This window comes from Streptomyces sp. NPDC087215, from assembly GCF_044744885.1.
Lineage (GTDB): Bacteria > Actinomycetota > Actinomycetes > Streptomycetales > Streptomycetaceae > Streptomyces.
In genome coordinates this window covers 298603-320063 of record NZ_JBIUZD010000006.1, presented here as the reverse complement: position 1 = coordinate 320063, position 21461 = coordinate 298603, and the positions used below count along the sequence as shown (strand labels likewise).

17 protein-coding genes are annotated in these 21461 nt (G+C 71.7%); 14 read left to right on the top strand and 3 right to left on the bottom strand.

Annotated features, from left to right (window positions below; genetic code table 11):
* Nucleotides 1–107 precede the first annotated feature (107 nt).
* On the bottom strand, nt 108–752 hold the full coding sequence (locus ACIO92_RS18920; protein WP_366444533.1) for a winged helix-turn-helix transcriptional regulator: 645 nt from the start codon (nt 750–752) through the stop codon (nt 108–110).
* Nucleotides 753–1299: 547 nt separating this feature from the next.
* Here ACIO92_RS18920 and ACIO92_RS18915 point away from each other — a divergent pair.
* From ACIO92_RS18915 to ACIO92_RS18885, 7 genes are all read left to right on the top strand, one after another.
* Nucleotides 1300–1734, top strand: coding sequence for a DUF1428 family protein (locus ACIO92_RS18915; RefSeq protein ID WP_366444534.1), 435 nt, complete (start codon nt 1300–1302; stop codon nt 1732–1734).
* Nucleotides 1731–3008, top strand: a complete 1278-nt coding sequence (locus ACIO92_RS18910) for an MFS transporter (RefSeq protein ID WP_366444535.1) — start codon at nt 1731–1733, stop codon at nt 3006–3008. Before ACIO92_RS18915 ends, ACIO92_RS18910 begins: the two co-directional genes overlap by 4 nt.
* Nucleotides 3009–3089: 81 nt before the next feature.
* The gene (locus ACIO92_RS18905; protein ID WP_366444536.1) at nt 3090–3596 is read left to right on the top strand and encodes an SRPBCC family protein; all 507 of its coding nucleotides are present in this window, start codon (nt 3090–3092) and stop codon (nt 3594–3596) included.
* Nucleotides 3597–3628: 32 nt separating this feature from the next.
* Nucleotides 3629–4096, top strand: coding sequence for an SRPBCC domain-containing protein (locus ACIO92_RS18900; protein WP_366444537.1), 468 nt, complete (start codon nt 3629–3631; stop codon nt 4094–4096).
* A 37-nt stretch (nt 4097–4133) separates the two neighbouring features.
* The gene (locus ACIO92_RS18895) at nt 4134–4868 is read left to right on the top strand and encodes an SDR family oxidoreductase (protein ID WP_366444538.1); all 735 of its coding nucleotides are present in this window, start codon (nt 4134–4136) and stop codon (nt 4866–4868) included.
* Nucleotides 4865–5662 (top strand): methyltransferase domain-containing protein, encoded by a 798-nt coding sequence (locus ACIO92_RS18890; RefSeq protein ID WP_366444539.1) that lies wholly within the window; start codon nt 4865–4867, stop codon nt 5660–5662. Before ACIO92_RS18895 ends, ACIO92_RS18890 begins: the two co-directional genes overlap by 4 nt.
* 16 nt (nt 5663–5678) lie before the next feature.
* Nucleotides 5679–6770 (top strand): ScyD/ScyE family protein, encoded by a 1092-nt coding sequence (locus ACIO92_RS18885; protein WP_402281993.1) that lies wholly within the window; start codon nt 5679–5681, stop codon nt 6768–6770.
* 58 nt (nt 6771–6828) lie between these two features.
* On the opposite strand, the gene ACIO92_RS18880 is transcribed toward ACIO92_RS18885, so the two are convergent.
* Nucleotides 6829–7590, bottom strand: coding sequence for a DUF899 domain-containing protein (locus ACIO92_RS18880; RefSeq protein ID WP_402057179.1), 762 nt, complete (start codon nt 7588–7590; stop codon nt 6829–6831).
* 248 nt (nt 7591–7838) lie between these two features.
* Between ACIO92_RS18880 and ACIO92_RS18875 the strand changes: the two genes are divergently transcribed.
* The 6 genes from ACIO92_RS18875 (at nt 7839) to ACIO92_RS18850 (ending at nt 18716) form a co-directional block, all read left to right on the top strand.
* Nucleotides 7839–8810, top strand: coding sequence for a DUF1702 family protein (locus ACIO92_RS18875; protein ID WP_401237145.1), 972 nt, complete (start codon nt 7839–7841; stop codon nt 8808–8810).
* 64 nt (nt 8811–8874) lie between these two features.
* Nucleotides 8875–10722, top strand: coding sequence for a CRTAC1 family protein (locus tag ACIO92_RS18870; protein WP_366444552.1), 1848 nt, complete (start codon nt 8875–8877; stop codon nt 10720–10722).
* Complete coding sequence (locus ACIO92_RS18865; RefSeq protein ID WP_401237146.1) at nt 10719–11699, top strand: enediyne biosynthesis protein; 981 nt, start codon at nt 10719–10721, stop codon at nt 11697–11699. Before ACIO92_RS18870 ends, ACIO92_RS18865 begins: the two co-directional genes overlap by 4 nt.
* The gene (locus ACIO92_RS18860) at nt 11696–17599 is read left to right on the top strand and encodes an SDR family NAD(P)-dependent oxidoreductase (protein ID WP_402281996.1); all 5904 of its coding nucleotides are present in this window, start codon (nt 11696–11698) and stop codon (nt 17597–17599) included. The genes ACIO92_RS18865 and ACIO92_RS18860 overlap by 4 nt, the downstream gene beginning before the upstream one ends.
* A 77-nt stretch (nt 17600–17676) precedes the next feature.
* Nucleotides 17677–18135 (top strand): acyl-CoA thioesterase, encoded by a 459-nt coding sequence (locus ACIO92_RS18855; protein ID WP_366444545.1) that lies wholly within the window; start codon nt 17677–17679, stop codon nt 18133–18135.
* A complete protein-coding gene (locus tag ACIO92_RS18850) occupies nt 18132–18716 on the top strand; it encodes a flavin reductase family protein (protein ID WP_401237148.1) in 585 nt (194 codons plus the stop codon). The genes ACIO92_RS18855 and ACIO92_RS18850 overlap by 4 nt, the downstream gene beginning before the upstream one ends.
* A 55-nt stretch (nt 18717–18771) precedes the next feature.
* Here ACIO92_RS18850 and ACIO92_RS18845 read toward each other — a convergent pair whose 3' ends face one another.
* On the bottom strand, nt 18772–19506 hold the full coding sequence (locus ACIO92_RS18845; RefSeq protein WP_366444546.1) for an AraC family transcriptional regulator: 735 nt from the start codon (nt 19504–19506) through the stop codon (nt 18772–18774).
* A gap of 1059 nt (nt 19507–20565) precedes the next feature.
* On the opposite strand from ACIO92_RS18845, the gene ACIO92_RS18840 reads away from it, so the two are divergent.
* Complete coding sequence (locus ACIO92_RS18840; protein ID WP_401237150.1) at nt 20566–21441, top strand: oxygenase MpaB family protein; 876 nt, start codon at nt 20566–20568, stop codon at nt 21439–21441.
* Nucleotides 21442–21461 lie beyond the last annotated feature (20 nt).

Genomic DNA, 21461 nt, shown 5'->3' with positions numbered 1-21461 from the left:
ACGGCGGTGCACCCCCACGACCCGTGGGGGTGCACCGTTCGTCGTCGCCCCCTGGTCCAGGCCGGGCGTCGCCGCCTCGGATCGAGCCGAACGTGGTGGTCGCCGCCTCAGCTCAGGCCGAGCATCAGGGAGCAGCGGAGCACGGCCCCCGGATCGCCCTTGACCCGGACGTCACCGGTGGCGATGGCCTGGAACGGGGACAGGATCCGTGCGCCCACCCGGACGAACGTGCCCGCGTCGCAGGAGATGGTCAGCGCGGGTTCGGCCACCGAGCCCCGCTCGAAGGACACCTTGCCGTCGCGCACCAGGATCTGGAAGATCTGGTCACCGACCTCGAACTCGTAGGTCTCGTCCACCTCGGGGACGGCCTCGTCGATGACCAGCGCCTGCACGGCGAGGAAGCCCCACTCGGCGCGGGTGGCCCCGGCGGTGTCCGACTCGTCGAGGAACTTCAACCCCCAGCGGGCGAGCGCGAGGACGGACTCCCGGAGCTCCTGCCCGGCCTCGGTGAGACGGTAGAGCCGGGCGCGTCCGTCGTCGGCCACGGACGTCTGCTCCACCAGGCCGTGCTCGCCCAGCATCCGCAGCCGGTCCGTGAGCAGGTTGGGGCCGATCCCGGGAAGGTTCTCCAGCAGGCTCTTGAAGCGCGCGGGGCCGATCAGCAGCTCGCGCACGATGAGGAGCGTCCACCGTTCGCCGATGACGTCCAGACCGACCGCGAGGCCGCAGAACTGTCCGTACTCACGCTTCATTTCGGCCTCCTTCACTCTCTTTCTCGATAGTAACATTCGCACTGCTATGCGGAGATCGAGAGGCTGGCACGAGCGGTGGCGGCGCGGGGCCTAGCGGGCCCGGCGGGCGGCAGGCGGGTGCCAGGAGATCGCTGAGGTCGCTGCGGGCGTGGTGGCGGGGCCGGACGTGTGGGGCGAGGTGTCGTCGGAGCCCGCATCCGCGGACGTCGTCGCCGTCCTATCCGGCAAGGTCGGTTTCACGTCATCTCGGCTGCTCCGCATGGCGGTTCAGGGAACATCCGGAGCGCCGTGGGTCCCGATGGCCGGTGCTCCCGGCGTCGAGTCGTGGAGCCGGGACGGCGGCCCGGGTCGTACCGAGGGTCAGGGCCGCGCGATGGCGCCGCTTCGACCCGATGTGCCGGGTCGTCGCGGTCGTGCCGCCGTGACAAGGGGCGGGGTATCTGCGCGGATCTTGCCAAGTTACTATGCAATCCTATAGCCTCCCCACGGTCAGCTCGATTCGCAGGCCCCTTTCCGGGGCTCAATCTCGCTGGAATGGTGGATTCTCGTGTATCTCATCTGGTTCCTGCATCGAGTGCCCAAATCGCGCGAAGAGGAATTCCTCACCGTCGTCCACGACGCCATCGAGGTCTTCCGGCGGAACGGAGCCATCGGCGGAACCGTGATGGAGGTCAGCGACCCGGCGGCCAAGTACGGCTGCTCGGACATCGCCTCCGGGGTCGACGTGGCACCGGACGAGGTGCTCTACGCCGAACTCACCTACTTCCACGACCGTACGCACTACGACGAGGTCATGCCGAGGGTCGACGCCGACCCCGAGCTGATGGACCTCTACGAGAAGCTCGTGCGGACGGTCGACATCTCGCGAATTCTGCGCGCCGAATTCAGCACGGTGTACGAGCTGTTGAACACCGAGGAGCACGCCCGGTACCGGCGGACTCCGCACAGGCAATGGCATCCGGCACACCGGGAGACAGCGTGACGACTGAACGACAGAGCGGGAACGAGCCGGCGGCCGCCGAGCCCTCATGGAACTTACGGGCCGTCACCTGGCTGTCCGGTGCCCAGTTCTTCATGTTCGGCATCGCCATCGGAGTCATGACGGTCGCCTGGGCGGAAGTCATCCGCTCCCTGGACCTGAGTGACGGGTTCTTCGGCACCGCTCATCTGCTCCTGCCGGTCGTCGGCCTGCTGACCCTGCTCTCGGCCAAGCGGCTCTACCGCCACCTCGACCACCGCCACATCGGCATCTACGGCCAGCTCTCCCTCATCGGGCTCCTCGTGATGCTGGCCGTGAGCCGGCACTTCGTGGCCCTCCTCGTGGCCTTCGTCCTCGCCGGTCTCGGGTCCGCGCTGGTCGACACCGCCACCAACAGCGTGTTCATGGAGATCCAGGCCCGCAGCGGCCGCGAAGTGATGAACATGATGTACGCGATCAACAGCGGCGGCACGGTCATCAGCGCCCTCGGCGCGGGCGCGCTGATCAGCCTGGGCATGGACTACCGCTGGGTCGCCGTGCTGTTCGCCGTCGTCATGGCGCCCGTGCTCATCGCCTCGTTCGCGATCAGGTACCCGCCGGTGAGCCCGGAGGAGCCCGAGGAGGCGCCGGGCGGAGCGGCGGCCGAGGACGACATCGGCATCATCAAGCTGATGCGCAACCCGCTGTTCCGCGTGGTCTTCGTGATGACCGTGCTCGGCATCGCGGTCGAGAGCATCGTGCAGGTCTGGTCGGTGATCTACGTCGACCAGCTCCTCAACGCCCCCATCGTCTACGGCGGCGCGGCGTTCGCCCTGTTCAGCCTCACGATGATGATCGGACGGATGATCAACGCCGGTCTGGTCGCCGCACTCGGCATCCGCAAGTCCTTCCTGATCTCCGCGGTCGGGACCGCGATCTCCGGGGCGCTGCTGATGGCCGGCACCCATCTGTGGCTGTCCGTCTTCGCCTTCCTCCTGATGGGCATCGCCATCGCCGGTGTACAGCCCACCTGCCTCAGTGCCGCGGCCCGGGTGGCGCCGAGCCGGGTCAACATCGTCGCGGCAGCCATGATGGTCCCCGCGTACGCCGCCTTCATCGGGACGCCGACCGCCTACGGCTGGCTCTCCGACGCCACCTCGCTGAACACCGCCATGGTGATCGTCGTGATCGCGGGCGTCGGGATCGGGGTGCTCGCCCTCGGCCGCCCGGTCGCCGAGGCCGATCGGGCGGCCGAGCCGACCGAGCCCGAAGGGACCGAGCTCACCGCCCAGTCCTGACCGCCCCCTTCGCGTACCTCCCCACCACGCCCGGCCCCGCGCACCGCCCGCCCCCGTCCTCGCACAGAAGCGGAGTTCATGATGAGCGGATCGCTCAGCGCCCTCGGAACGGCCTCGCGCACGGCACGCACCGCCCGGCTGGACCGGGTCATCGAGGCACCGCCCGCCGACGTGTGGCGGGCCCTGACCGAACCGGAGCTGCTGCCCCACTGGTTCGGCCCGGTCCTGCTGGGCGTGCCGGGACCCGGGGAGGAGTACGTCCTCGAAGGGCGCGGCGCGCACGGGGACACCATCGTCTGCCGCGTCCTCGCCTGGGAGCCGTCCGCGCGGCTGCGGGTGACCTGGCGCTACACCGGCGAGACCGACTCCGAACTGTCCCTGACCCTGTCGCCCACGGACGACGGCACCCGGCTGGTCCTGGAACACACGGGATTCGGACCGGAAGCCGACCCGGTCGACTACGCGGCGGGCTGGCACATGTACACCGACAACCTGGAAGCGCACCTCACCGGAAAGCCCGGTGTGGCGGACTCCGACGCGCGCTGGATGGAACTGATGCCGGTGTACGCCGCTGCCGCCGTCGACTGAGCCCACGAAACGGGCCGAGGAGAGAGCACGGCGTGAGCATCACCGAAGCGAACGGCGGCCGGGACGCCGTTCCGGTCCCCGACATCCTGCACTCCACCCTGGTCCGCGCGGCCCCCGGGGACGTGTTCGCCCTCCTGTCCAGCGGTACGGGCTGGGACACCTGGTTCACGGACGGCTCGGCCTTCGAGCCGTCCGTGGGCAGCCCGGTGCGTCTGCTCTGGCGTCGCCCGAGCGAGGACGGCGGGGACGTCACCGACGAAGGGGTGGTCACGGAGTGCGTACCGGGCGAGCGCTTCGCCTTCACCTGGGGCTCGCCGCCCTCACTGGTCACCTTCACCACCGCCGGGCACCCCGAGGGGACCTGGCTCACGGTGCTGGAGACCGGGCTGCCGCAGACCACGGACGGGCTCGCCCGGTTCGGGGACCGCGCGCCCGGATGGGGCGAGGCCCTCACCCTCGTCCGCTGCTACGCCGAACACGGAATCCGTCTGTCCACCTGAGCGGGCACCCTCCCGCCGACACAGGAGCTGATGTTCCATGACGAACCCCCTCAGACCCTCGCGCGTCGCTCTGCTCACCGGCGCGAGTACGGGGCTCGGCGAGACCCTCGCCGAGTTCCTCGGCGATGCCGGCTGGCGCCTCGTCCTCACCGCACGCACCGAGAGCGATCTGACGGCGGTCGCCGAGCGGCTCACCGGCCGGGGCGTCGTCGTCCGCGCGGTGGCGGGGGACGTCGGCGAGGCCGCGCACCGAGCGCGGCTGATCACGGAGGCGAGCTCACTCGGCCGCCTCGACTGGCTGGTGAACAACGCCTCCCAGATGGGGGTCAGCCCCATCCGCCCGCTCCTCGACCATCCCGTGGACGTGTTCGAGAAGGTGCTCCGCACCAATGTGATCGCCCCCGTGGCGCTGGCGCAGCTCGCGCTGCCCCTGCTGCGGGAGACCGACGGTCTGGTGGTCAACGTGTCCAGCGAGGCGGCCGTGGACGTGTTCCCGTGCGCGGGCATCTACGGCGCCAGCAAGGCGGCGCTCGACCAGGCGTCGCGCATCATCGCGGCCGAGCTGGCCGACACCGGTGTGGGCGTCACCTCCGTCGACCCGGGCGGGATGCGCACCCGCGGCTACGCCGAGGCCGAGCCCGGCTTCGACCTGTCGACCGTGCCCGCCCCGGACGTGACCCTGCCGTTCTGGAAGTGGCTCGCGGAGGTGTCGTCCCGCGAGGTCTCCGGTCGGCGGTATCTGGCACAGTCCGGGCCCTGGGACACCGAATGAGCCCCCGGCCGGGAGCGGAGAGCGGGTACGGGGCCCCGTACAGCGCGCTCGCCCGGGTCTACGACCAGTGGATGGCCGCGGACCGCATCCCGTACGACCAATGGATCGCCTTCACGGAGAAACGATTCCACGAGGCCGGATTCGAGGTGCGGACCGTACTCGACGTCTGCTGCGGCACCGGCATGGGGATACGGACCCTCCAGGAGCACGGCTACGAGGTCACCGGGGTCGACGCGTCCGAGCAGATGCTGGACATCGCCCGCGCGCGCACCGGCCCCGGGACCGAACTGCTGTGCCTCGCCCTGCCGGACGAACGGATCTCGGCCCTGGGCCCCTTCGACGCGGTCCTCATCTGCTTCGACGGGGCGAACTACCTGGCGGGCGACGGCGCACTGGCCACCACGCTCCACCAGCTCGCCCGGACGCTCCGGCCCGGCGGCCTGCTCCTGTTCGACCTGAGCACCCGGCTGAGCTTCGAAGCCATCGCCGCACTCGGCGAGTTCGGCGAGGACTTCGGTGACTTCGCCTACATATGGAACACCCGGCACGAACCGGACACCTCCTCGTACGAGTACCTCGTGTCGCTGTTCGTGCCCGAGGGAGAGCTGTACCGGAGGTCGGTCGAGCGACACCCGCAGCGCTGCTTCACCCGTGACGAGGTCGAGAACGCGCTGCGCGGCGCCGGGTTCACCGGCATCGCCGTCTCGGACAACTACGCCGAACGCGGCGTGACCGACGACACCCGGCGGGAGACCTGGACCGCCCGCCTCACGACCGGTTCCCTTCCACGATGACGCCCAGGGGGCTTTGATGCTGCGCCGTCTGTACACCGCCACGCTCGCCACCGCCGTGCTCTGCGGACTGATGACCGCCGCCGCCTCGCCGTCCGCGTCGGACACGCGGCTCGACGTGGTCGTGGAGAACCTGGTGACCCCGCGCGGGCTCACCTGGGACGCCCGTGCCGGGCGCGTCCTGGTCACCGAGGCCGGCAGGGGCGGACCCGCCCCGTGCGCGCCCGGTGTGGGAGGGTATCCCGCCTGCTTCGGCGCCAGCGGGGCCATCACCTCGTACACCCCGGGCAGCGGCAGGACCGAACGGATCGCCACCGGACTGCCTTCGGTGATCAACGAGTTCAGTGTGCTCGGACTGCACGACATCGACGCGAGCCACGGACGCGTCTCCGTGGTATTCGGCCTCGGCGGGCAGATGTCCACGCGCGACGGTCTGGGCACGGCGGCGCGCGGTCTCGCGCAGACCGGCACCATCGACCGCCACGGCAGGCTCCGCCCGGTCGGGGACCTCCTCGCCTTCGAGGAGCGGTACAACCCGCACCGGGCGGACGTCAACGCCAACGCGTACGGGATCGCACGCGTGCCGGGCGGAACCCTGGTGGCGGAGGCCGGCGGCAACGACATCCTCATGGTGTCCGACAGCGGTGCGGTCCGCATGGTCGCCCTGCTGCCCGACCAGATCGTCGACGGCAGCCCGTCCGAGGCCGTGCCGACGACCATCGTGCGCGGGCCCGACGGCGCCTTCTACATCAGTGAGTACGGCGGCGAGCCGACGCGGATCGGGAAGGCCCGGATCTGGCGCCTCGTGCCCGGGAAGACGCCGACCGTCGTGACGAGCGGGTTCACCGGCGTCATCGATCTCGCCTTCGACCGCCAGGGGCGGATGCTGGTGCTCGAACTGGCCGAGCGGGGCTTCGACTCGCCCGACCGGACCGGGCGGCTGGTCCGCGTCGAACACGACGGGCAGCGTACGGTCCTGGCCCGCGAGGGCCTGGAACACCCCGGTGGGGTCACCGTCGCTCCGAACGGCGACATCTACCTGACCAACCGGACGACCTCGCTCGGCGAGGCGAACGGGCAGCTCCTGCGGCTGCGTCCGGGCCGGTCGTGAACCAGGGGCCGCCGGGGACGCGTGAGGCGTCCGCGACGGCCCCCGGGCCCGGCCCGTGTCAGGTGCCGCAGTGGCCGCAGCCGTCGTCCCCGCTCCGGCCGTCGCGGTCCCCGTAGTCGTCGTGATGACGGACCCAGTTCATGATCCCGGCCTCCTCCTGGCGCCCCAGAGGGGTCAGGTCCAGGTAATTGAAGGAGCCGTTGAGGAGATCGGTGCCACGCGAGTACGTCGAGTAGGTGTGGAAAACGCGGGTGCCCTCGCGGAGGAAGACGCTCAGACCGTGTTGTTCGCCGCTCAGGGCCCAGGAGCCGATTCCGGCATCCTGCAGTTCTTCCTTCGTGCGGAAGTTGAAGAGGACGGGTGCCACGGATTCGTCCATGGTGACATGGAAGTCGTAGTTGAACGACGTGTCGTGGGAGGAGAACCAGGGAAAGGTCCACCCCATGCGTTCACGGAATTTCGCGATGTTCGCGAACGGTGCGCGCGAGACCACGGCGAAAGACGTCCGGGCCGCGTGCAGGTGCGCCAAGTGCCCTACGTTGTCGGCGAGGAGCGAGCAGCCGGTGCAGCCCGCGTCCCAGTCGGGGTCCAGCATGAAGTGATAGACGATGAGTTGACGGCGGCCGTCGAACAGGTCGACGAGGGATGCCGGTCCGTCCGGTCCCTCGAAGACGTACGGCTCGGTGACCTCGACCATCGGCAGGGCCCGGCGCCGCGCGCTGAGCGCGTCCCGTTCCCGGTCGAACTGCTTCTCCCGCACCAGCAGTTCCTTCCGGGCCGCTAACCACTCTTCCCTCGACACAATCGCAGGAACGTTCATTTCCGGGCCTCGCCTTCGCCGTGCCTTCCCAGCAGTCGGAACCCTACCGGAAGGGGGCAGGCCGCAGTGGACGGCGCGCGACCCATTCACGCCCGCGCCCGGCACCGGAATCACGTTCCCGAGACCCGTCGAACGGAACCGGAATGGGGGAGCGCACATTTCGAGTGGACAACGGCCCGGAAGCTCCCGGTACATTCGGCATGGCTTTGCAGTACAACCCGAATCACTTGACGAGGGGATACCGCACGGTGACGGCTGGATTACGTGCGCTCCGGCGCCGCATACTGACCCCCGCGTCCTCCAGCACCAGTCTGGAAGTACGCGGATTCCACAGGAAGAACGCGACGGCACAGGAACTGCTCGAAACCATCGGGCACACTTTCCTCGAAGGATACGGGCAGTTCGTCGAGGCGCCGGACCAGCACACCGCCGAGTCCCGACTGGAGCGCATTCCACCGCAGTTCCGGGGGTTCGCCTATGAGGGCGCCGCCATGGCCTGCTCCGTCCTGGACGCGCTGCCCGGCAGCAAGGGGCAACGCCTGAGCGGGCTGCTGGCCGGACGCGGCGCCGCCCACGCGTACATGGCCTACGTGGGGCTCGGCTGGGCCATGGCACGGCTGCCCCGGATGCTGCGCCCGGACACGACGGGCGCGGACCCGCTCCTGAGGTGGCTCGTCCTCGACGGATACGGCTTCCACCAGGCGTACTTCCACACCGACCGCTATGTCCACCGGCAGTACCGCGACCCGAGACTGGCGTGGCCGCGCGACCCGGCCTCCTACGCGCACCGCGCGGTGGACCAGGGGATCGGCCGGGCGCTGTGGTTCGTCGGCGGCACCGACGTCGACGCGGTCCTCGCCCTGGTCGGGGCCTTCCCCCCGGCCCGGCGGGGCGACCTGTTCGGCGGGGTGGGCCTGGCCGCGACCTACGCGGGCGGGGCCGACGCGGACGAGCTCACCCGTCTGCGGGAGAGCGCGGGGGAGTACCGACCGCAGCTCCTGCAGGGTTCGGCGTTCGCCGCGGAGGCGCGGGAGCGGGCCGGTCTGACGGTGGAGCACACCGAACTCGCCACCGAGGTGCTGTGCGGCCTGGACCCGCAGGGCGCGGCCCGCGTCTGCCGGGAACTGCGGCCGACCGCGCCCGACCGCGCGGACACGCCCGCGTACGAGACATGGCGGCAGAGCATAGCCGGAGCACTCGTTTCCGAAGGAGGGCGTTGACCCCGTGACGACCACGCGATCCAGGCTCTACCCCAAGCTCCCGGGAATCATCGCCGTCCTGCTCATGGCGGTCACCTACGTGGTGGTCCGCCCGGCGTCACCGTCCGCCGCGCAGACGGCCGAACTGGCGAACTCCTTCGCGTTCACCCCGAAGACCATCGCCATGCCCGCCGGTTTCGACCAGCAGGAGATCCGCCGGGTCAACAAGGACTACCAGCACATCGAGGCGTGGATCTCCTCGGTGGGCGCCGGAATCGCGATGAACGACGTCGACGGCGACGGCCTCCCCAACGACCTGTGCGTCACGGACCCCCGGATCGACCAGGTCGTCATGACCCCCGTGCCCGACGAACGGGGCGGCCGCTACGCGCCGTTCGCCCTCGACCCCGCCCCGCTCCCCATGGACGACAAGATGGCCCCGATGGGCTGTGTCGCCGGTGACTTCAACGAGGACGGGCGCATCGACCTCCTCGTCTACTACTGGGGGCGCACACCGGTCGTCTTCCAGGCCAGGACCGGCCAGGACACCATGACCGCCGCCTCCTTCGAGCCCGTCGAGCTGGTCGCCGGGGTCGGGCAGGCGCGCTACACCGGCCCCCGGTGGCACAGCAACGCGGTGACCGTCGCGGACTTCGACGGCGACGGCCACGAGGACGTCTTCATCGGCAACTACTTCCCGGACAGTCCCGTCCTCGACCCCTCCGTGCGGGGCGGAGTGGTCATGAACGACTCGCTGTCCAACGCCCTCAACGGCGGCGAGGACCACATCCTGCGATGGACCCCGAAGGGATTCGTGCAGGCCGAGAACGTCATGCCCCACGACATGCGCGTCGGATGGACACTGGGCGCCGCCGCCACCGACCTCGACGGCGACCACCTGCCCGAGCTGTACGTCGCCCACGACTTCGGGACCTCTCGGATGCTGCACAACAGGTCGAAGCCCGGCGAGATCAAGTTCGCCGAGGTGAAGGGCGCGCACAGCCCGCTGGTGCCCAAGTCCAAGCGCGTCGGGGCCAGTTCCTTCAAGGGCATGGGGATCGACTTCGGGGACCTCGACCAGGACGGTCTCTTCGACATGTTCGTCTCCAACATCACCACCTCGTTCGGCCTGCAGGAGAGCAACTTCGCCTTCCTGAGCACCGCCGACGGCGTGGACGACGTGCGCGCCCGGATGAGCAGGGGCGAGGCGCCGTACGTGGACCGCAGCGCTCCCCTCGGGCTCGCCTGGTCGGGCTGGGGCTGGGACGTGAAGATGGGCGACTTCGACAACGACAGCCGACTGGAGATCACCCAGGCCACCGGCTTCGTCAAGGGCCGCAACAACCGATGGGCCCAGCTGCAGGAACTGGCCACCGCCAACGACGGGCTGGTCGCCGACCCCGGCTGGTGGCCCCACGTCAGGAAGGGCGACGACCTGGCCGGTGACCAGACCATGCGGTTCTTCGCCAGGACCCCGGACGGGAGTTACGCGAACCTGTCGGACCGGCTCGGCCTGGCCGTGCCCATCCCCACCCGCGGCCTGGCCGTCGGGGACGCGAACGGCGACGGCAGGCTCGACCTGGCGGTGGCACGGCAGTGGGGCGAGCCGGCCTTCTACCAGAACGACAGCCCCGCCACCGGCGACTTCCTGGGCCTGAAACTGACCCACCCCTCCGGATCACCGGTCGTCGACGCCCAGGTGACCGTGACCCTGGCCGACGGCACCCGCCGGATCAGCCGGGTCGACGGGGGCGGCGGACACTCCGGCAAGCGCAGCCACGAGGTGCACATCGGTCTCGGCGAGCAGGGCGACACGCCCGTACAGGTACGGCTGAAGTGGCGTGACCGCTCCGGCCAGACCCACGAGAAGGACCTGAGGCTGGCCCCCGGCCGGCACGCGCTGGAGCTTTCCTCCGACGTCAAGGAGAAGTGACGGAGATGACCGAGGCCCCCCTCGCACCCCGACGGCACGACCCGAAGATCGTCACGGCGCTGCGCCGGTTCGCCATCTCGATCACGATCCTCAACATCGCCGGATACACCCTGCTCGGATTCGAACAGCCCTGGCTGTGGCCCTTCATCGCGGTCGCCGTCGGCTACGCCGTCGAAACGGTCCTGGAGTACGTCGGGGCCCGGGTCGAGGGACGCGGACCGCGCTACGCCGGGGGCGGAGCGAAAGGCGTCCTGGAGTTCCTCTACCCCAGCCACATCACCGCGCTCGCCGTCAACATGCTGCTCTACGTGAACGACCGGCTGTGGGTGATGGTCTTCGGGGTCGTCGTCGCGGTCGCCACCAAATGGGTCCTGCGCGCACCGGTACGGGGCAGGCAGCGCCACTTCATGAACCCGTCGAACTTCGGCATCGCGGTCGTGCTGCTGCTGTTCCCCTGGGCCAGCATCGCCCCTCCGTACCAGTTCACGGAGTACGTCGACGGCCCCGTCGACTGGATCATCCCCGCGGTGATCGTCGTCCTGGGCACCCTGATCAACGCCAAGCTCACCGGGCGGATGTGGCTGATCGGGGGGCTGCTGAGCGTCTTCGTGCTCCAGGGCGTGCTGCGGGGGGTGCTCTTCGACACCGCGATCCCGCCGGCCCTGGGCATGATGACCGGCGTCGCCTTCGTCCTGTTCACGAACTACATGGTCACGGACCCCGGCACCACGCCGTCCCGGCCCGTCGCCCAGTTCGCCTTCGGCGGCGGGGTCGCCCTCACCTACGGCGTCCTCACCGCCGCGGGCATCGCGTACGGCCTGTTCTTCGCCACCGCCGTGGTCTGCCTGGTCCGAGGCTGCTACCTCTGGCTGGTGCACCTGCGTGCCGCAGAGGAGACGGCGGGCCCGGCGCGGACACCGGCCACCAGTGCCAGGGACGCCTCCTCCGAGACCGGGAAGGAACCGGTGGCGGCATGACCCGCGTGGCGATCGTCGGCATGGCCTGCCGCTTCCCCGACGCGGCGAGCCCCCGCGAACTGTGGGAGAACGCGGTCGCCGGCCGACGTGCCTTCCGCCGCATCCCCGACGTACGGATGCGCCTGGAGGACTACTGGGACCCCGACCCGGCCGCCCCCGACCGGTTCTACGCGCGTACGGCCGCCGTACTGGAGGGCTACGCCTTCGACCGCGTCGCGCACCGGATCTCCGGCAGCACCTACCGCTCCACCGACCTCACACACTGGCTCGCCCTGGAGACCGCCGCCCGCGCACTGGCCGACGCCGGTTTCCCCGAGGGCGGCGGACTGCCGCGAGCCCGTACCGGTGTCGTCGTCGGCAACACCCTCACCGGCGAGTTCACCCGCGCGGCCGGAATGCGACTGCGCTGGCCGTACGTCCGCCGGGTGCTCGCGGCGGCGCTGCGCGACCAGGGCTGGGACGACGACCGGCTCGCCGCGTTCCTCGACGGCGTGGAGAAGTCCTACAAGCAGCCGTTCCCCGCGATCGACGAGGACTCGCTCGCGGGCGCCCTGTCGAACACCATCGCGGGCCGCATCTGCAACCACTTCGGACTGGGCGGCGGCGGCTACAGCGTCGACGGCGCCTGCTCCTCCTCACTGCTCTCGGTCACCACCGCGGCGGGCTCACTGCTCAACGGAGACCTCGACGTCGCGGTCGCCGGTGGTGTCGACCTGTCCATCGACCCGTTCGAGATCATCGGATTCGCCAAGACCGGCGCCCTCGCCCGGTCCGAGATGCGCGTGTACGACCGAGGATCCAACGGGTTCTGGCCCGGCGAGGGCTGCGGCATGGTCGTGCTGATGCGCGAGGAGGACGCGCGCGCGGCCGGCCTGCGCGTCTACACGACGATCGCGGGCTGGGGCATCTCCTCGGACGGACAGGGGAGCATCACCCGCCCCGAGCCGGGCGGCTACCGGCTCGCCCTGGCACGGGCCTACGAGCGGGCCGGGTTCGGGATCGAGACGGTGCCGTTCTTCGAGGGACACGGCACCGGCACCCCGGTGGGCGACGCCAACGAACTCGGCGCGCTCACCGAGGCCCGCGCGGCGGCCGACCCCGCCGCCCCGACGGCCGCCATCGGCTCGGTCAAGGCGATGATCGGACACACCAAGGCCGCCGCCGGGATCGCCGGCCTCATCAAGGCCGTGATGGCCGTCGACACGAGCCTGCTGCCCCCCACCATCGGCTGCGTCGAACCGCACGAAGCACTCAGCGGCCCCGGAGCGAGACTGCGCACACTGCGCACCGCCGAGCCCTGGCCGCGGGACATGCCGCTGCGCGCCGGGATCACCGCGATGGGCTTCGGCGGCATCAACACCCATGTCGTACTCGACAAGGAGACGCCCCCGCGCCACCGGCCGCCCAGCCGACGCCACCTCGCCCTGGCCGGTTCCCTCCAGGACTGCGAACTGCTGCTCCTGGACGGCGACTCACCGGCCGCGCTGCGGGACCGCCTGACGCGGGTGGCCGCTCTCGCACCCCGGCTCTCCTACGCCCAACTCGCCGACCTCGCCCACACGCTCCAGCGCGACCTGCGGGAACTGCCCTGGCGCGCCGCCGTGGTGGTGTCCTCCCCGGACGACGCGGAACGACGGCTGCGACAGCTGACCGACGCCCTGGAGCGGGACGAGGGCCCGCTGGTCTCGATCGACGACCGGGCGTTCGCCGGACGCGCGGGAGACGAGGGCGGGCGCATCGGCTTCCTCTTCCCCGGCCAGGGGTCCGGCCGGGGCACCGACGGCGGTGCGCTCCGACGCCGCTTCGCCCAGGCCGCCGACGTCTACGAGCGGGCCGGGCTGCCCACCGACGGCGACCCGGTGGCGACCGACGTGGCCCAGCCGAGGATCGTCACCGCGACCGCCGCCGGACTGCGCGTCCTCGACTGGCTCGGCGTGGAGGCCGAGGTGTCGCTCGGACACAGCCTGGGGGAACTCTCCGCCCTGCACTGGGCGGGAGCCCTCGACGAGGCGCGCCTCTCGGAGGCGGCCCGGGTGCGCGGCGCGGCCATGGCCGCGCACGCCGAGCCGGGCGGCGCGATGGCCTCCCTGTCGGCGGACCCCGAGCGGGTACGGGGGCTGACGGACGGCCTCGACGTGGTCGTCGCCGGGTACAACGGCCCCCGGCGGACGGTCGTCGCCGGACGGGACGACGCCGTGCTCGCCCTGCTGGAGCGGGCGGCCCGAGCGGGCGTCGGAGGTACGCGGCTCGCCGTGTCCCACGCCTTCCACTCCCCGCTGGTCGCACCCGCCGCCGACGTGTTCGGGGGCTGGCTGGCCGACACCCGGTTCGGGCCGGTACGGGGCAGGGTGCTGTCCACCGTGACCGGGCGGGAACTGGCCGAGGACACCGACGTGTGCAAGCTGCTGCACCGGCAGATCACCGATCCGGTGCTCTTCGCCCCGGCGGTGGAGACGGCGGCCCGGGACGTCGACCTGTTCGTCGAGGTCGGTCCCGGCCAGGTGCTCTCCACGCTCGCCACCGGGGCGACCGGCGTGCCGTCCGTGGCGCTGGACACGGACGAGGAGTCCCTGCGCGGTCTGCTCCGGGTCGTCGGAGCCGCGTACGTGATCGGCGCTCCGCTGATGCACGAGCGGCTGTTCGCGGACCGGCTCACCCGGCCCCTGGACCTCGACGCCCAGTTCGACTTCCTGGCGAGCCCCTGCGAGAACGTCGCGCCGGACGGGCTGTCGGCGCTCTCGGCGCTCTCGTCTCCGGGACCGTGGGCCGCCCGGCAGGACAGCCCCGTGCGGTCGTCCGGGAGCGAGGATCCGTCCGTCGGCGGGGACGCGCGCGCGACCGGTGACGAGACGGCCGGGGGCGCTGAACCGGAGGGCGGCGAGCGGCGGGAGGCCGCGAAGTCGGCCCTGGAGGTGCTGCGCGAGCTGGTGGCGGAGCGGGCCGAACTCCCCGTGGACCTGGTGCGGGACGACTGCAGCCTCCTGGACGACCTGCACATGAGCTCCATCACCGTGGGACAGATCGTCAACCAGGCGGCCACCCGCCTCGGTCTGGCCACGGCCCACGCCCCGGCCAACTTCGCCACCGCCACCCTGGCCGAACTCGGCGAAGCCCTGGAGTCGTTGGCGCTCACCCACCCGGAAGACGGTACGGTCACGACGCCCGCCGTCCTCGGCGCGGCCCCGTGGGTACGGGCCTTCTCCGTGGACCTGGAGGAGGAGCCCCCGCCATCGGCCCGGTCCGAACCCGAGGACGGGGCATGGGAGTTGTTCGCGGAGGACGCCCACCCGTTCGCCGGGGCGCTGCGGCGCGCGCTGGAGAGCGCCCGGGTGGGGCCCGGAGTCCTCGTGTGCCTTCCGCCGCGATGCCCCCGTGACCGGCTGGCACTGGTCCTCGACGGCGCGCGCGGGGCCCTCGCGGGCACCGGGCGACGGTTCGTCCTGGTCCAGGAAGGACTCGGCGCGGCCGGTCTCGCCAAGTCCCTTCATCTGGAGGCCCCTCAGCTGCGGACGACCGTCGTGGACACCCCGGCCGGGGACGGCGTCGTCGACCGGGTCGTCGCCGAGGTGGCGGCGACCGTCCGGTTCACGGAGGCGCGCTACGACGCGGCCGGGACCCGCAGGACACCCGTACTGCGCGCGCTGCCGGTACGCGGCGAGCGCACCGACGAGGTGCTGGACTCCTCCGACGTCCTCCTGGTGACCGGAGGCGGCAAGGGGATCACCGCCGAGTGCGCGCTGGAAGTGGCCGCCCGGAGCGGGGCCGCCGTGGCGGTCGTGGGCCGCTCCGATCCCGCCCTGGACACCGGCCTCGCCGCGAACCTGCGGCGGATGGCCGACCGGGGCGTGCGCGTGCGGTACGCCCGCGCGGACGTCACGGACCCGGAGCGGGTCCGCGCGGCGGTCGCCGAGCTCACCGCCGCACTCGGCTCCGTCACGGCGGTGCTGCACGGCGCCGGTCGCAACGAACCGGCCGCACTGACCGACCTGACCATGGCCGACTTCGACCGTACCCTCGGGCCGAAGGTCGACGGGCTGCATGCCGTCCTCGCGGCGGTCGACCCGAGCGCCCTGAAACTGCTGGTCTGCTTCGGCAGCGTGATCGGCCGTACCGGACTGCGCGGTGAGGCGCACTACGCCACCGCCAACGAACGGCTCACCGATCTCGCCGAGCGGTTCGCCGACGCGTCGCCGCACTGCCGTGTGCGCTGCGTGGAGTGGTCGGTGTGGTCCGGCGTCGGCATGGGCGAGAAGCTGTCCGTCGTCGAGTCCCTGGCCCGCGAGGGCATCACCCCGATCTCCCCGGACCAGGGCGTGGAGGTGCTGCTGCGCCTGATCGCGGATCCGGACGCCCCGCCGGTCGCCGTCGTCACCGGCCGTACGGGGGAGATCGACACGCTGCGCCGGGAGCGGCCACCGCTGCCCCTGCACCGGTTCACCACCGCACCCCTGGTCCGCTACCACGGTGTCGAACTCGTCACGGAGGCCGAGCTGAACGTGGGCACCGACCCCTACCTCGGCGACCACCTCCTCGACGGCAACCTGCTGCTCCCCGCCGTGATCGGCATGGAGGCGATGTGCCAGGTGGCGGCCGCGGCCACCGGGTGGGGCGGTGTCCCGGTCCTGGAGGACGTACGGTTCCCGAGACCGGTGGTGGTGCCCCCCGACGGCACGGCGCGGGTGCGGATCGCCGCCACCGTCACGGGCCCGGACACGGTGGAGGTCGCCCTGCGCGCCGAGGAGTCCGGCTTCGTCGCCGAGCACTTCGGGGCACGGCTGGTCTTCTCCGGCGCACCGGTGCCCGAAGGGCCGCCCGCACCGTGCGGGCCGGGCCTCGGGGACGTGCCGCTGGACCCGGCGGCCGACCTCTACGGCGAGGTGCTCTTCCAGGGCGACCGCTTCCGGCGGCTGCGCCGCTTCCACCGCGTCTCGGCGCGGCACGTGGACGCGGACCTGTCGGTCGCCGAGGCGACGGACTGGTTCGCGCCCTACCTCCCGGGCGGGCTGCTGCTGGCCGATCCGGGGATGCGGGACGCGCTGATGCACGGCAACCAGGTGTGCGTGCCGGACGCCACCCTGCTGCCGTCGGGCATCGAGCGGCTGTACCCGCTCGCCGCCGGCCCCGGAGTCCCCGAGGAGGTCCGCTACTCGGCGGTCGAGCGGGAACGCGAGGGCGACACGTACGTGTACGACGTCGCCGCCTGCGCCCCGGACGGCCGCGTCGTGGAACGGTGGGAGGGGCTGCGTCTGACGGCGGTGCGCAAGGGCGTCGGCGGCGGCCCGTGGGCCGCGCCCCTGCTCGCGTCCCACCTGGAACGAACCGTCGAGGAGCTGACCGGGCGGCGGGCGGCCGTCGCCCTGGAACCGGACGGGGGGCAGGAACCGGGCGGGGCGTCGGCGGAGGGCTCGGACCGGCGTTCGGCGACGGCGCGGGCCGCGAGCCGTGCGCTGGGCGCGCCCGCCGTCGTCACCTACCGGCCGGACGGGCGGCCCGAGCTTCCCGGGGGCCTGGCCGTGTCCGCCTCGCACGCCGCCGGATGGACGCTGTGCGCGGTGGCCGACGCCGCCGCCGTGGGCTGCGACATCGAACGCGTCGTGGCCCGGCCGACAGCCGAGTGGGAGGGGCTGCTCGGCGATCACGCGCCGCTGGCCGCGACGGCCGCCAAGGAGACCGGGGACAGCTACGACACCGCGGCCACCGCCGTGTGGAGCGCCCTGGAATGCCTGCAGAAGGCCGGTCGGACCACGCACGCCCCGCTGTCCCTGACACCGCGCACCGTCGAGGACTGGACGGTGTTCGCCTCGGGAGGGCTGCGCGTCGCGGTCCTGGCGACCCGGCTCAAGGGCACGGCGGACCCGGTGGTGATCGCGGTCCTCGTCGCGGCGGAGCCGGACTCGTGACGGCCGCCCCACGTCCCCGCGTGCCGCCGCGCCCGCGCGGTCGGCTGCGCCCCGCTCCGTCTGGGAGGACCGTGTCCATGGCAGACCATTTCGAGTACCGGCATGTGGTCGGCTTCGAGGAGACCAACCTCGTCGGGAACGTCTACTACGTCAACTACCTCAGCTGGCAGGGGAGATGCCGTGAGATGTTCCTGAGGGCCCACGCGCCGGAGGTGCTGGCCGACGTCCTCGGGGATCTCAAGCTGTTCACGCTGAAGGTCGACTGCGAGTTCTTCGCCGAGATCGGCGCCTTCGACGAACTGTCCATCAGGATGCGGCTGACCGAACTCCACCAGACGCAGTTGGAGTTCACCTTCGACTACGTCCGGCTCGACCCGGAGGGACCCGAGCGGCTGGTGGCCCGGGGCAGACAGCGGGTCGCGTGCATGAGGGGTCCCAACACGGCCACGGTCCCGACTCCCGTGCCCGAGTCCCTGGTCCGGGCGCTGGAGCCGTACGCTCCACCGGCCCTCGCGCGGACCCGGTGGAGCGCGTGACCGGCCCGCGCGAGGCAGCCCTCCCGTCGCCGGTGCGCCGCGACTCGGACGGGAGGGAACTGCGGCGCGCTTTCGCGGAGTTCGCCACCGGGGTCACCGTGGTGACGGTCGGCGGGCCCTCGCCGCGCGGAATGACGGCGAACTCCTTCACCTCCGTGTCCATGGATCCGCCGCTGCTGCTCGTCTGCGTCCACAACGACGCCGTCATGCGGCGGACGCTCCACCCCGCGCGTCACTTCGGGGTGTCGGTGCTCAGCGCCGACCAGGAGGGCGTGGCCCGGTGCTTCGCCGACGACTCCCGCCCCGCGGGCCTGCCGCAGTTCGACGCGGTGGGCTGGACCCCCGGCGCCACCACCTCGGTCCCCCTGATCGACGGCGCGCTGGCTCGCTTCGAATGCGAGAAGTGGCGTGTGTACGACGGCGGCGATCACACGATCGTCGTCGGTGCGGTGCTCGACTGGGACCGGCGGCCGGTGGCGGACGCCGGGTCCACGGCGTCGGGGACGGCCGAGGACGCCCTGCTGTTCTTCCGGGGCCGGTTCCGGGAGCGGGGCCCGCGGCCGAGGGTGCCGCCCCGGTGAAGCGAAGTCCGGGGCGGTCCGTGCCGCGCACCGGCCAGGGGCCGGTGCGCGGCCCTCAGCCGGACACCGAGCAGAGCCGGAGGGCGGCCCGGTCCGCCCGGTGCAAGCGGATCACGACCGGCTCCAGCGGACGGCCCGCCGACGCGGTGATCGGCCCGAAGCCGCCGACCACCGGTGTGGGACCGGCCTGACGCCCCCCCTGCGCGTCCTGTGCCACGGAGCGTGCCAGTACGTGCCAGTTCCCCGTCGGCACGTCGTCGAGGACGAAGGCCCCGGGGCGGGGCAGCACCGTGCAACGCACCGGGTGCCCCTGCGGGAAGGGGCCGGGGAAGAGCCCCACGAAGACGAATCCGGAGCGGTCCGTGGCGGGTGCCTGCACGTGCCCGTGAAGCGGCGTCGGCGTCGGCGAGGGCGGAGCGCCGACGTCCTGCCGCTGATCCGCTGCCGTGACGCCGTCCGCCGAGTGGAGCCGCCGGTACGCGGACGGCGTGATGCCCGTACACGCCTTGAAGCACGAGCTGAAGGTCCCGACGCTGCTGTACCCGATGGTGTGGCTGATCTCCGCCACGTTGAGCGGGGAATCCGAGAGGAGCCGCTTCGCCTCCTCGAACCGGATGGCTCTGAGGAAACGTCTGGGAGACACCCCCGTCAGGTGGGTGAACTCCCGGGTGAAGTGGAATCTGCTGAATCCGGCTACCTGGGCCATGTCGTCTATGGTCAGGTTCTCCCTGAAGTTGTGGTGCATGTCGGCGATCACGTGAACCACGGCTCGCGTAATTGCAGTCTCCATAACCTCTCCCTCATCAGGAATCGCAGTCGTCGAAGAACTCGGTGCGCGGGCAAAGGGGTTGCGCGAGCGGGTGTACGACCGGAGTCCGCCGGTCGCACCGGAGTCGGCGCCGGGTCACGGCCGGCCGGCCGCCCCGCCATCCACGGGTGAGAGAAGAGAAGGGTGAATGCCCGCTCCTCGGCTCGAAAGAGACGGAGAGTTTCCAGCCGATACCCATCTCCGCATCGCGGCTCCATCGGCCTGCATCGACGTGATCACTCGAATGCCCTGACATCGTGACCGGATCTGATCGTCGGCGACAGTCCGCCCCTTGTCCGTCGGCTGGTTCTGACAGGTTCTGTGCCCGTCTCGCCCCGATGCATGTCGTAAATCGGCTGGAAATAACCGTGATGGAAGGGTCACGAAAGCTCTGTGCCGATGTGTCAGGAGTGGCCGATGTGATAGGTGGGGAAGAGGGGAAAGGAGGAGCCGAAGCGGACCGCCGGGCCTTCCCGGGCCGACGAGCAGACGGCCCCGGCCCCGGTGGCCCGCTCGGCCGAAGCGTTCGAGCCGACGACAGCTCCGCGGAAGGGTGGAACGGAAACGACCGATGACGTCCGGAGGAGGTCCCGAGGAGGCCGGAACGGACCGGAAGCGGAACGGAAACGGACCAGAAGCGGACCAGAAACGGACCGGAAGCGGAAATGGATCGGAAAGCGGATCGACGACGAGATGTACGCGACCGCCACCCACCGCCGCACGTGCGGCAGCGGCCGGGCCCGCCTCCCCGGGGTGCCGTCACTCACCGGCCCGGCCACGCGCGAGCGGGTCCTGCGCCTGGACCCAGGCCTGTGGGCGACGGCGGACTGCCTTCGCGGGCGGCCCCTCATGGAACCGGCCGTGGTGCGGGCGTGTGCGCCCCCCGGCGGAACAGGTCTCCCCGGAGACGGTCACCGCGCGCACCACCGCCTCGCGCGAAGAACACGAAGAACGCGAAGAGCGCGAAGAACCCGTGTGCACCGCCCGCCTCGCGCGGAGCCCCGCCCGTCGTAGCCTGGGGCCCCACGAGGGAGGAGCCGGATGGCAACGGAACGAGACGCCGACCCCGGGCTGTTCGGGCCCCGCTCCGTGACCTGGCAGCTCCACAGCGACCCCGTCATGTGGATCGCGGGCGTACGGGCCCTCTGGCTCCAGGCGCTGCACCCCGTCGCCGTACGCGGTGTCATGATCAACAGCGGTTTCCGGCAGGACCCCTGGGGCCGTCTCCTGCGGACCGCGGACTTCGTCGGGACCCTCAGCTACGGGACGACCGGGGCCGCGGAGGCGGCGGGCGCGCGCGTGCGGGGCATCCACCGCAGACTCGGCGTGGACGATCCGGAACTCCTCCTCTGGGTGCACTGCGCCGAGACCGACTCCTACCTCACGGTCGCCCGCCGCTCCGGCATCCCGCTCAGCGACGCCCTCGCCGACCGGTACGTCGAAGAGCACCGGACCTCGGCCCGTCTCGTCGGTCTCGACCCGGCGGAGGTCCCCGGCTCCGTCGCCGGACTCGCCGCCTACTTCGACGCGGTCCGCCCCTCGCTCGCCGCCGGACCCGACGCCCGGACCGTCGAGGACTTCCTGCGCCGACCGCCCGTCAAACCCGTTCTCGTACCGGCGCGCGAAGTGATCTGGCGGCGCGTGACGGCGCTCGCGTACGACACTCTGCCCCCTTACGCCCATGCGCTCTACGGGCGTCCCGCGCCTCCCCCGGACGAGGTGACCCACCGGCTCGTCGCCATGGCCAACCTGCTGCGGTGCGTCCCGGCCCGTCTGCGCTGGCGGCTGCCGCCCCGGCACATCCTGCGCGCCATGGACCGGCTCGGCCGCGGGACCCGGCCCGACCCGTACGCGTACCCCGCCCCGTACCCACTGTCAGCACCGGCGTCCATACTGGAGGGGCCGGGGAAGGCATAGGAAATCGACGGGGGCGACAG